Consider the following 11,185-nt stretch of genomic DNA (forward strand, 5'->3'; position numbering starts at 1 on the left):
GGGTATTCGGATTTTGGGGTTGAAAAAGCTCAAAGTTCGCCTTTCTCTAATTTGTCAACCAAGGTTGAAATGTCAACACCATAGTTCTTAGTTTCTTGAATTGAGGACTCTGAAACATACATATCAAAGAATGCGTTTCTAGGCATCGTTTTTTCTACGCTCTCTGTCATAAAACCATGCTTATTATATTTGGGCCTTTTCTTCTTGTGCAAACCTTCACAAAACAGAATTTTTGCTCTGAGAGCCTCGAAAGAGTACCCGCGACCTAAGCGGTTCATGACCCGTATTAGACTGTTTAAGGATTCTGTATAAGCATTTGTAATTGGGTGCATGAAATAGGTAAATATTTCTTCATGCCAATTACTCACTGCGGTTAAAATGTCTTTAAAAGCATATTCAAGCGAGGGAGGTATCTGGTTTCGCCACTCATCATAAGCCTTCATTGCCTGTTCTTTGTTTTTAGCATCCCATATTTTGAAAAAGGATTCCTTCAAATGATATGCTGTTCCTAGTTGTTCAAAGTTCTTAATCCAAACTTCAAGAATGAGTTCTTCATTAGGCTTAAGTTCCGTTCTTCGCTTGAGAAGAATGAAACGGTCATGCATGAGCCCTCTGCGTTCTTTTGGCGATAGGCTTTCCCGCAATTGCTTTCGCACGGTCTCCATAGCTTGATTTGCCATCTTCACCACGTGAAACTTATCCACAATGACGATTGCTTGCGGTAACACAGTTTTTACAGCATCCTTATACGGTCGCCACATATCCATCGTAACGTATGTAATTCTGCCTTTATTTGGCAGGTTATGGAGATATTTCACCACAGTTTCTTTGTTCCGATTTGGTAAAATGTCGAGTATAGTTCTTTGACCGATATTTGTTAAAACACAGCGAGGTTTGATGATATGGATTTCATCGATTCCAAGCCAATTGGGAGTTTCAAAACAGACTGTTTGTTCTAAGTAGTTAATATAGTCACGAAAGATGTTGCGGATCGTTTTTTCGTCCAAGCCAACATCCTCCGATATGCTGACAAACGTCCGTTCCAGGCTTTGTTTCTCAATATATTTCACAAGTCTTTTGGTGGCGCTTCGCTTTTCATCGACAGTGTGATCCAGCGGCTCAAAGAAGGTTTGCTTGCAATCTCGGCATTGATACCGTTGGCGGTGAATCAGAAGTCCTACACGTTTACCATGAATGGGTAAATCCATGATTAGCTGTGCTCTTCGCCCATAACGATAGAGATTAGCAATACACCCACAATGAGGACAGGCATCTGGAGCAGCAACCGTTTCAAGTTCAATCTGAAAATCATGTTCTGTTTCTTTATGTGTCAATATCTTGAAATGTGGAAGATTAAGAATATCCATTTGAACTTATACCTCACGCTACGACTATTTAACCAGAATATCGGCCCAATCTTTTCGGTCCTTAAAGTCCAAACGGAATTCCTCCAGTGCGTTGCCAACCTTTTCAATGAGCAACAACCGTCCATCTTCACCAATCAAGCTAAGAATTTGCTCCATGAAGACATCGACATGAAGCAAATAAATGTTCTGCCCACTGGCGAATTCTCTTTGAGCCCTCTCGTAAACCTCTTGGCTTTCTACGATGGGTTCAGAACGAATCAGGAATAACAATTCCTCCACACGAGCTAACCGCGTTGTCGCAATCTTATCTTCAAGGAGTTGTAAAGTAACTGTCCGATCCTTTACTTCTACCGCCAAAACAGTTTTTCCGTCTTTACGACAATCAATGTCTGCTGGTCTTTCCCCTGATGCATCAGAAGCATTGACCACCGCACTTAACACTTCGTCATAAATCCCCCAGAACTCGCCAATCGTTCTGAATAACGCGACACAAACGGCTTGAAGTCTACCTCCACCCGTTTTTGGCTTTAAGAATTCCTGGAACATTGCCATAGAATGTTCTAGACTGATACGTTGCGGCATTGAATATGTAACGGTTTGTTCGTTCTGAATCTTTCTGATTTCCAACAAGACTTGTAGGAATATACGTTCGGAAAATGCTTTATCTCCGCGTTTTTGCACTTCATTGAGGACTGCGCAGAGCTGATCCCATCCGTCCTTGTCTTTTTGTGCATTCCGATGCTCAGAACTGACTTCGGGAACTCTGAGTGGATTATTCACATACGGTTCTGGAGATCCCCCTAGCGGCTTGCCTTGTTCTCTCTCAAAGGGAACAACCACCTTATGGCAAAGCGTGCGGGCATCAAAATGACCAACTACTGCACTTCTTTTCTGAAGACAGGTTGCGTTTACTTTTGGATTTACAACTTTCGCCAAGAGCTGTGTTGGTAAAACGTATCTATAACTTCGTGTGTTACTTCTCAGAAGACTCGATATTGCAGATGAGAATTCCTCATCAAAATTGGAGTCTAAATCTTTCTGCTGAATTGTTTCCCAAAAGTGAATCAGGGTATTTTTTGCCTCTTCGGTATTTACTATGATTTCCTCGCCCATCAGATCAACTCCATTGGCAACTCATAATTGATCCACAAAGTTTCTTGTCGTTCTTCTTTCACTGAATGGCATAGCCTGGGGTCCGCTTCAATACACGTCCAGTCACCATACAGTTCGTCCATTAACGAACAATGATAGCCAGAAATAGCCACTTTACCTTGCGCATTGTGTAGCGCTGCTGCAAGGTCTCTATGTTCCTCATCAGTCATTTCAAAACTGTATGCTTTACTGTCGCCACGGGATTCGTGCGGATAAGGAGGGTCACAATAAAACAGAGTATCTGGACTATCATAGGCATGTATAACGTCAATCGCAGGACGATGATCAATTTGAACGCGAATGAGCCGACCTGCAATTTCAACTAGGTCTTGTGGGCTTCCTAGCCAGCGAGAGACAGCTCCGCCCATACCACGTCTACTTGTATTCCTGCACGTTGCCCAACGTCCCGGTGAAGCTGTTTGTGCCAACCCTGTCCTTGCTTGTCTGGCACGAATGTAGAACCTTCTGGCACGCTCCAGATCGGACAAACCCTCAACCGGTTCACAAATAGCTTCCACGAATTCTTCCCGTGAGAAAGGCGTCAACCCGATGACTTCGATCAATTCATCTCTATGATCGCGTAATACGCGAAAAAAGTTAACAACCTCTCCGTCTAAATCATTGTAAGTTTCTACAGGAGAGGGGGCACGGTTAATTAGGACGGCAGCAGAACCTCCAAAGGGTTCACAATAATGGTTCGTAGAAGGCAACAGAGGGAGAAGCCAGGATAGGTGGCTATACTTGCCACCGTACCAACCAAAGGCAATTTTGTTCTTATTCTTAACTCGGGGACGTATACCTGCTTCCTCAAGCACTGCATTCAAAAACAATGATGATGTTTCTGCCATTTTTAGCACCCCTTTCACTAAGAATGTACTCTATTTAATTCTGTTTTTCAACAACAAAATCCGATTTTACAATCGAAGTATCAAAAGGCGCTTTCAACCCCAAAATCCGAATACCCGAAATATCTGAACGATGGCGTGCTGATGAATCGCAGTGCGCCATTCGTTTAGTTATCCATAGAAATAAACCCCTATTCTACATAGATTTCATTTTGCAGAAGCATAGCCCAGTTTCTGAGATATCTTTTCAGATGCCGCTTGAACAGCCTTTATACATTCCTCTAAGTGCGTGTCAACCATGGTCATGGTAGGTCCGTTGATGCCCACAGCTGCTACAAATTTTCCTTGCCCATTCAATACGGGTGCAGCAATTCCGGTCACACCATAAATCGCCTCGTCACGTTCAATATAAATTCGTTGCGAACGAATGGCGCGAATTCGTTCTTGAATGATCGATACATCTGTAACTGTAGCAGGAGTGAAAGCGGGAATGGGTTTGCTGAGAATCGTTTTTTGCGAGCTTTCGTCCAGGTAGGCAAGTGATACAAGACCGAATGCTCCATAAACTAGAGGTCGTTGAGGTCCTTCAAACAAGGATACTTTCAGTCCCTCGCGCACTTCTTTTTGATAAACGTAGACAAGATGATCGTCCTCGACAATCGAAAGAAAGACAGTTTGATTTACCTGCTCGTGTAAGGCTTCCAAAATGGGTTCCGCTTCTTTTCGAATATCCAGATTAGCCGTTACAATGTCTGCGTATTCCAAAAATTTAAGGCCAAGTTTATAAGTCAACGTCTGTGGATTAAACGTAACCCATCTTCGGCGTTCGAGAGTATATAAAACACGGTAAACAGTAGCTTTAGGAAGCTTGACTCGGTGCGTAATCATTTCAATGGTCAATTCAGAATCTTGATGGCGAAAAGCATTGACTACATCAATAGCTCGGTCAATAGCACGTATGGAATCCATTTTTACGTCACGCAAGTGAATTTCCTCCTATACTAAAGGTTACTTTTCAATTGAGTAAAATGACAAGCAGAAATGATTGACATTTCTGCTTGATCGCGTTACGCTTTTTTCTGAACAAAATGAATTATATAACTCATCAGATGAATTGACAATCTCTCTATGAAGTGTCTTTTTCTCGCTTATTCCATTCTCTCCAAAGGAGATGGTAGCTTTGGAAAAAGTGCTGGATGATACGTTGTTTAAGCGAGCTATGGGTTCCTTTGTCACTGGGGTTACCGTTTTGACCACTGAAGTACAGGGTAAAGTTCATGCAATGACTGCCAACGCGTTCAGTTCACTTTCTCTTCATCCTCCATTACTGCTGGTCTGTATTCATGAGAACGCTAAAATGTCTGAATTGCTGGCTCATGGACATCCATTCTGTGTAAACTTACTCTCACAATCGCAACGCGAATTGTCCGGTTACTTTGCCGGATTTAGCACAACGGCCACATTTCCCGCCTTTTCTTTTCTGCCTTTTGCACATACGCAAAGACTTGATGGCGCTATCTGTTCTGTCGCTTGTCAGGTTGAAGAGCGAGTTCACAGCGGAGATCATGTCATTGTGATCGGACGCGTACAAGAAGTCGTTTTTCCGGATGAGATGACACAACCCCTGGTCTACTTTCAAGGTCAATATTATGACCTGCAGAAACTAGAAAATTAATCAATTCAACGAGCAAGATTTGTAAGCGTTTACTTCCAACTCTGCCAACTATCATAAATTCTTTATAAAAAGTGAGGGATACGATGAAACATGCTCGATTTTTTTGGCAAGGTGGCATCCATGAAGGGACGGTCGACGCGGGAGGTCGTCTGCGCGATGAAGCAGGGCGAGAAGTTTCTACCACAGATATTGCCTGGTTACCGCCACTTGTACCACACACTGTTTATGGATTGGCTTTGAATTATTCCGATCACGCTAAAGAACTTCAACTGGAAGTTCCCAAAGATCCTGTTCTCTTTATCAAGGCGCCCAATACGTTCATTGGCCACGGTGCTCCTGTCGTATATCCCAGTGGTGTGGCATACATGCACTATGAAGTGGAGTTGGCTGTTGTCATTGGAAAAACTGGTCGGAACATTAAAAGAGAGCACGCGATGGAGTATGTTTCCGGGTTCACCATAGCCAATGATGTGACAGTCCGGGATTTTGTGGGAAATTTATACCGCCCTCCTATCAAAGCGAAAGGTTTTGACACGTTTGGTCCTATGGGACCCTGGCTGATTGATAAAGAGGACATTGACGACCCGCACCAATTGACGCTTCGCACCTATGTCAACGATGAACTCCGTCAGGAAGGAAACAGCAGGGATTTGATTTTCACTATCGACTACTTGATTGAGTATATCAGCTCATTTACTACACTTTATCCAAATGACATGATTTGGACGGGCACGCCGAAAGGAGTTTCCCATGTTTATCCGGGTGATGTGATGCGTCTTGAAATTGAAGGAATTGGAGTTTTGGAAAACAGGGTGGTGGCTGAACAGTGACAACACAAACACATAACTATCAAATATCCGGCAATCGTCAGGTGGAAATTCAACCGGCACGTCATTTTATCCAGGGCGCATATTGTGATGGCGTACAGGGGAAATGGTTTGAAACCATCAATCCCACCAATGGCGAAGTGATAACCCAAGTGGCAGAAGGGTTTGAAGAAGATATACATCGTGCTGTATGTGCTGCGCATCAAGCTTTTCATGAGGGACCCTGGCGGCGAATGTCAGCTAAAGAACGCAGTCGAATCATGGTGAACATAGCCGAAGGATTAGAAAAGAACGGAGAAGAACTTGCCTATCTCGAAACATTAGACACTGGACTACCCATTGCGCAAGCACGAGGTCAGGCGGCACGAGCAGCGGACAACTTTCGCTTTTTTGCCAAGAAGGCGGAAGAAATGACAGGTGAGACCTATCCAGTAGATGAGTCGTTTCTCAATTATACCGTGCGTAGACCCGTAGGCGTGGCCGGTTTAATTACGCCTTGGAACACGCCTTTGATGCTATCCACTTGGAAAATAGCCCCTTGTTTGGCTACCGGAAATACAGCCGTACTCAAACCAGCAGAATGGTCGCCGTTAACAGCTACAAAATTAGCTCAAATTATTCATGATGCTGGCATACCGGAGGGTGTCTTCAATGTAGTCCACGGTTTTGGAGAAACTGCTGGTGCCGCTCTTGTAGCCCATCCGCTCGTCAATCTCATTTCATTTACGGGTGAAACCACAACAGGCAAAGAAATCATGCGTAACGGTTCGAGCACTTTAAAACGATTTTCTATGGAACTAGGTGGGAAATCGCCAGTTGTTGTATTTGCTGACGCCGATTTAGAACGTGCCTTGGACGCTGTTGTCTTTGGATTGTATTCCTTGAATGGAGAACGTTGTACAGCAGGATCGCGCTTGTTGATTGAGCGCAGCATCAAGGATGAATTTGAAGAGCGTCTAAAGGAGCGAGTCGCTCGTATTCGTTTGGGCGATCCGTTTGATCCGAAAACTGAGGTAGGGCCATTGATTCATCGTAATCATTATCAACGTGTTCAGGAATATATCCGTGTGGGTTTAAACGAAGGTGCGACTCTTGCTGTTGGTGGTTTTTCGCCAGATGATCAAGTTGGCAATTTTGTGCGTCCAACGCTTTTTACGAATGTGCGCAATGATATGCGTATCGCTCAAGAGGAGATTTTTGGTCCAGTACTTGTCAGCATCCCTTTTGATTCTGAAGAGGAGGCTGTTCATTTAGCCAATGATGTTGCTTATGGTCTTGCCGCTTACGTATGGACCAACAATTTAACAAAAGCGCATCGTGTTGCTGGACAAATTGAATCTGGAATGGTGTGGATCAACTCGCAAAATGTTCGAGACTTGCGGACGCCTTTTGGTGGTTCCAAAAATAGCGGTATAGGTCGTGAAGGAGGACACTACAGTTTCGAGTTCTACACAGAATTGAAAACCATTCATGTGTCCATGAGTCATCACCCTATTCCTAAATTCGGAAAAGTTGAATGAGTCTATAGAACGGGAGGAGGAATTGAGGATGGGAGCAAGACGTGGGCAAGACTATTTGCAGCGGCTGAACGCAGAATCTCGGGATGTATGGATTGATGGACAACGTGTTCAGGGTTCTGTGACGGAACATCCTGCTTTTACAAACGTAACCGAGAGCATGGCCAAATTGTACGATTTACAATTTAACCCTAATCTGAGGGACATGATGACCTATGAAGAGGAAGGAGAACGTTACGGGACGTCATTTATGGTTCCAAAGACGAGTGCTGATTTAGAAAAACGTCGACAAATGCATAAAATTTGGGCCGATGCTACTTGCGGAATGATGGGACGGTCCCCTGATTATCTAAACAGCGCTTTGATGGCTATGAGTCAGGCAGGAGATTATTTTGCACAAAATAATCCAATGTTTGCTGAAAACATTCGTGCCTACTATCGCTATGTTCGTCAGCACGATTTAAGTCTGACCCACACACTCATCAATCCGCAGGTTAATCGTGCGCTCAGTGTCAGTCAGCAATCTGATCCAGACGTTGCGGCGCATGTGGTCGATAAGAATAAAGATGGTGTGGTCATTCGTGGCGCACGATTGCTCGCCACACAAGGTCCCATAACGGACGAAATCATGGTTTTTCCGTCCACCCTTCTTAAAGGAACAGAAGAAGATAATCCTTACTCGTTTGCTTTTGCCATTCCCAATTCAACTCCAGGTCTGCGTTATCTTTGTCGAGAAACTTTCGATTACGGCAAATCTCATTTTGACCATCCACTTGGCTCTCGTTTTGAAGAAATGGATGCCGTAGTCGTTTTTGATGATGTCCTAGTTCCCTGGAATCGAGTATTTTTGCTGGAGGATGCAAAACTTTGCAACGATTTGCACCAGATGACTGGGGCCACCATTCATATGACCTACCAAGTTTTGCAAAAAAATATTGCGAAAGCTGAGTTTGTGCTCGGAGTGGCAGAAAATATTGTCGATGCTATAGGTATCGGTCAGTTCCAACATGTGCAGGAAAAGGTCAGCGAGATCATGCTCGCCGTAGAGACAATGAAAGCGTTTGTACGATCTTCAGAAGCTGATGCTTCCCTGAATCGTTGGGGAGTCATGACGCCTAAATGGGAGCCTTTGAATGCGGCTCGACAAATTTTCCCCAAACTTTATCCGCGACTGGTAGAAATTTTACAGTTACTGGGAGCGAGTGGATTAATGGCTATTCCTTCAGAAACCGATATGACCAGCGATGTGCAAGCGGATATCCATAAGTATCTAGTTTCTCGCAATCGCAATGCGGAAGATAGATTGCGATTGTTCAGGCTCGCTTGGGATGTTTCGCTCAGTGCGTTTGGCTCTCGCCAAGTTCTCTATGAACGCTATTTCTTTGGTGATCCGGTTCGCATGGCAGGAGCCTATTACCATTCGTACAATAAAGCGCCAATGGTGGAGCGCGTTCAACGTTTTTTGCATCAAGATGATCCTGTGCAGGTTGAGGTAGCGTCTACCCAGGCATGAGGAGGAATCATATGTCGCACCATCCATTTCAAATTTTACGGGCGGCGCATGCAGAACTGAGAGTTTCCGATTTGTCAAAATCACGTGCGTTTTATGTGGATGCGCTCGGGTTTGTGGTCAGTGATGAAACGTCAACTGAGATTTATTTGCGTGGTGTTGAGGAACGAAATCATCACAGTTTGATTCTCAAAAAGAGCGATACACCAGCTGTGGGACATCTCGGATTTCGTGTAGCATCCAATGAAGATGTGGAAGCACTCTATCAATTCTATTTACAACAGGGCTGCTATGTCCGGCTTCGTGAGCCCAATGAAGAAAAAGGACAGGGTTTGGCTGTTCTGGTTCAAGATCCCTTTGGCTTTCCCGTTGAATTTTTTTCAGATATGACGGCTTTGGAACCTTATCATCAAAAGTATCATTTGCATCGCGGCGGAGCAGTACGAAGAATGGATCATTTTAATCTTTTTGTGCCCAATTTCTCGGCAGCTTTCGAATTTTGGCAGAAAGAACTTGGTTTTAAGCTCACAGAGTATGTGGAAACAGACGAAGAACCACAGGAAAAGACAGCAGCTTGGCTCTGCCGCAAACCCAGTGTCCATGATATCGCTCTCATGAAAGGCGCAGGTCCACGCGTGCATCATATTGGATTTTGGATGGACGATATGATGAGTATTATTCGCGTGTGCGACATTCTGGGCGGTGCAGCTATGCATGAACATATAGAGCGTGGTCCTGGGCGGCACGGCATCTCCAATGCGTTTTTTTTGTATTTGCGCGATCCCGATGGACATCGTATCGAACTTTATACGAGTGATTATTTAACCATCGATCCGGATTTGCAACCGATTCGATGGAGTGCTCAGGATCCGCGGCGGCAAACACTTTGGGGGCACAGTACGCCAGAAAGCTGGTGGAAAGAGGCTTCTCTGGTGCTAGATGTTCAAACTTCTCAGAGGGTTGCAGTGAGCGATTATCCGCCCAATGGAGTGGCAGCCCAATATATCAAATGAATATAGAAAATTAGGAGGAATATGGAAAATGGCAGAATTGGTTGGTTCTATTGCGCCTATGGTCACGCCATTTTTAGAAGATGGTTCATTTGATGAAACAACATTTCGCGAATTAATAGAATGGCATATTGACAGCGGAACACACGGTATCTCTTGTACCGGTACAACGGGTGAGCCGAGTTCGTTGAGTATTGCAGAAAGAAAACATATTATGGAAGTTACTGTTGATCAGGTGCGAGGACGTGTGCCCACTGTATTAGGGACCGGATCGACCCATTTTGAAGAAACCCTGGAACTTACTTTGCATGCCCAAAAAATTGGCGCAGATGCAGCTTTGGTTATTGTACCGTATTATTCTAAACCTTCTCAGGAAGGTCTCTATCAACATTTTTGCAGTGTGGCTGATGCAGTCGATATTCCTATTGTCATATACAATATTCCTGGTCGGACAGGGGTGAATATGGAACCCACAACGATGGCCAGATTGCGAAAAAATTGTCCTAACATTATAGGTGTAAAAGAGTCAAACAAAAATTTTGAACAGATTAGCCATGTCCTGCACGCCTGCGGAAGAGATTTCAATGTCTATTCGGGCATAGAAGAATTGTGTTATCCTATGCTCGCGCTTGGTGGAAAAGGGCATATCAGTGCTACAGCAAACTTAATGCCCCGTGAAGTATCAGAACTTTATAATCTATGTGCGGCAGGGAAGTGGGATGCTGCGAGAGATTTGCATTTTCAACTTTTAGAAATCAATCAGGCGCTTTTTTGGGAAACCAATCCTGGTCCACTGAAAGCTTGCATGGCGATGATGGGGAAAATTCGTCCGGTGATTCGAAAACCTTTAGTATTACCAGATGATGAAATGCAGGATAAACTTCGTAATGTACTCCAAAAATACAGTTTGATTTGAAATTCAAATATAGAATTATGCACCTGTAGCTGTAGATGTTATATGTTTGCATATTCCGGGGCTTTTGGACACTGAATCCGGAAAGTCGTGGACAGTCGTTCCGAAAAGTCTTGGACAGTGAGTCCGGAAACTCTTGGACACTTTCCGTTCGTCCATGTGGGATTACTTTGAATTAAACAAATTTCTTAGTTCGTTGCAACAGTTTTGTCTCCCTCAGGAGCGTTTTTTACCCCACTCAGTAGTTTTCGCATCGACTCCCCTTTCAGTTGAATCTTGTATGCGTCGTGGACTAGGCGGTCCAGCACAGCGTCTGCTAGAGTCGAGTCAGAAAATTGTTCGTACCACAGTTCTACTGGTATTTGACTA

Annotated in this window: 11 protein-coding genes; 6 read left to right on the plus strand and 5 right to left on the minus strand. The window is 44.1% G+C overall.

Going from position 1 to position 11,185, the window contains the following annotated elements; all coding sequences use genetic code 11:
- Positions 1 to 29: 29 nt before the first annotated feature.
- From BUA75_RS14730 to BUA75_RS14745, 4 genes are all read right to left on the minus strand, one after another.
- On the minus strand, positions 30 to 1,367 hold the full coding sequence (locus BUA75_RS14730; protein ID WP_072874616.1) for an ISL3 family transposase: 1,338 nt from the start codon (positions 1,365 to 1,367) through the stop codon (positions 30 to 32).
- Positions 1,368 to 1,391: 24 nt separating this feature from the next.
- A complete protein-coding gene (locus BUA75_RS14735; protein ID WP_072874615.1) occupies positions 1,392 to 2,480 on the minus strand; it encodes a restriction endonuclease, SacI family in 1,089 nt (362 codons plus the stop codon).
- Positions 2,480 to 3,367, minus strand: a complete 888-nt coding sequence (locus BUA75_RS14740; protein WP_083574290.1) for a DNA adenine methylase — start codon at positions 3,365 to 3,367, stop codon at positions 2,480 to 2,482. The genes BUA75_RS14735 and BUA75_RS14740 overlap by 1 nt, the downstream gene beginning before the upstream one ends.
- A gap of 204 nt (positions 3,368 to 3,571) precedes the next feature.
- On the minus strand, positions 3,572 to 4,348 hold the full coding sequence (locus BUA75_RS14745) for an IclR family transcriptional regulator (protein ID WP_072875346.1): 777 nt from the start codon (positions 4,346 to 4,348) through the stop codon (positions 3,572 to 3,574).
- Between the two features lie 205 nt (positions 4,349 to 4,553).
- On the opposite strand from BUA75_RS14745, the gene BUA75_RS14750 reads away from it, so the two are divergent.
- From BUA75_RS14750 to hpaI, 6 genes are all read left to right on the plus strand, one after another.
- Positions 4,554 to 5,039 carry a flavin reductase family protein gene (locus tag BUA75_RS14750; protein ID WP_238413722.1) on the plus strand — a complete coding sequence of 162 codons (486 nt, stop codon included), beginning with the start codon at positions 4,554 to 4,556 and terminating at the stop codon, positions 5,037 to 5,039.
- A gap of 83 nt (positions 5,040 to 5,122) precedes the next feature.
- Positions 5,123 to 5,869, plus strand: coding sequence for a fumarylacetoacetate hydrolase family protein (locus tag BUA75_RS14755; protein ID WP_072875347.1), 747 nt, complete (start codon positions 5,123 to 5,125; stop codon positions 5,867 to 5,869).
- Positions 5,870 to 5,910: 41 nt separating this feature from the next.
- Positions 5,911 to 7,386 (plus strand): 5-carboxymethyl-2-hydroxymuconate semialdehyde dehydrogenase, encoded by a 1,476-nt coding sequence (gene hpaE, locus BUA75_RS14760; protein WP_072875352.1) that lies wholly within the window; start codon positions 5,911 to 5,913, stop codon positions 7,384 to 7,386.
- A 28-nt stretch (positions 7,387 to 7,414) separates the two neighbouring features.
- On the plus strand, positions 7,415 to 8,896 hold the full coding sequence (hpaB, locus tag BUA75_RS14765) for a 4-hydroxyphenylacetate 3-monooxygenase, oxygenase component (protein WP_072875348.1): 1,482 nt from the start codon (positions 7,415 to 7,417) through the stop codon (positions 8,894 to 8,896).
- A gap of 11 nt (positions 8,897 to 8,907) precedes the next feature.
- On the plus strand, positions 8,908 to 9,906 hold the full coding sequence (hpaD, locus tag BUA75_RS14770; RefSeq protein ID WP_072875349.1) for a 3,4-dihydroxyphenylacetate 2,3-dioxygenase: 999 nt from the start codon (positions 8,908 to 8,910) through the stop codon (positions 9,904 to 9,906).
- A 28-nt stretch (positions 9,907 to 9,934) separates the two neighbouring features.
- On the plus strand, positions 9,935 to 10,819 hold the full coding sequence (hpaI, locus tag BUA75_RS14775) for a 2,4-dihydroxyhept-2-ene-1,7-dioic acid aldolase (protein ID WP_072875350.1): 885 nt from the start codon (positions 9,935 to 9,937) through the stop codon (positions 10,817 to 10,819).
- Positions 10,820 to 11,004: 185 nt separating this feature from the next.
- On the opposite strand, the gene BUA75_RS14780 is transcribed toward hpaI, so the two are convergent.
- On the minus strand, positions 11,005 to 11,185 hold a 181-nt coding region (locus BUA75_RS14780), incomplete at its 5' end, for an ATP-binding protein (protein WP_165612046.1).

Source organism: Alicyclobacillus tolerans (genome assembly GCF_900142255.1).
GTDB lineage: Bacteria > Bacillota > Bacilli > Alicyclobacillales > Alicyclobacillaceae > Alicyclobacillus_I > Alicyclobacillus_I tolerans.

What these genes read in the sequence shown, in the direction of transcription:
- BUA75_RS14730 (WP_072874616.1), bottom strand. Translation starts at nt 1,367, where the DNA reads ATGGATATTCTTAATCTTCCACATTTCAAGATATTGACACATAAAGAA.
- BUA75_RS14740 (WP_083574290.1), bottom strand. Translation starts at nt 3,367, where the DNA reads ATGGCAGAAACATCATCATTGTTTTTGAATGCAGTGCTTGAGGAAGCA.
- BUA75_RS14755 (WP_072875347.1), top strand. Translation starts at nt 5,123, where the DNA reads ATGAAACATGCTCGATTTTTTTGGCAAGGTGGCATCCATGAAGGGACG.
- hpaD (WP_072875349.1), top strand. Translation starts at nt 8,908, where the DNA reads ATGTCGCACCATCCATTTCAAATTTTACGGGCGGCGCATGCAGAACTG.
- hpaB (WP_072875348.1), top strand. Translation starts at nt 7,415, where the DNA reads ATGGGAGCAAGACGTGGGCAAGACTATTTGCAGCGGCTGAACGCAGAA.
- hpaI (WP_072875350.1), top strand. Translation starts at nt 9,935, where the DNA reads ATGGCAGAATTGGTTGGTTCTATTGCGCCTATGGTCACGCCATTTTTA.
- BUA75_RS14735 (WP_072874615.1), bottom strand. Translation starts at nt 2,480, where the DNA reads ATGGGCGAGGAAATCATAGTAAATACCGAAGAGGCAAAAAATACCCTG.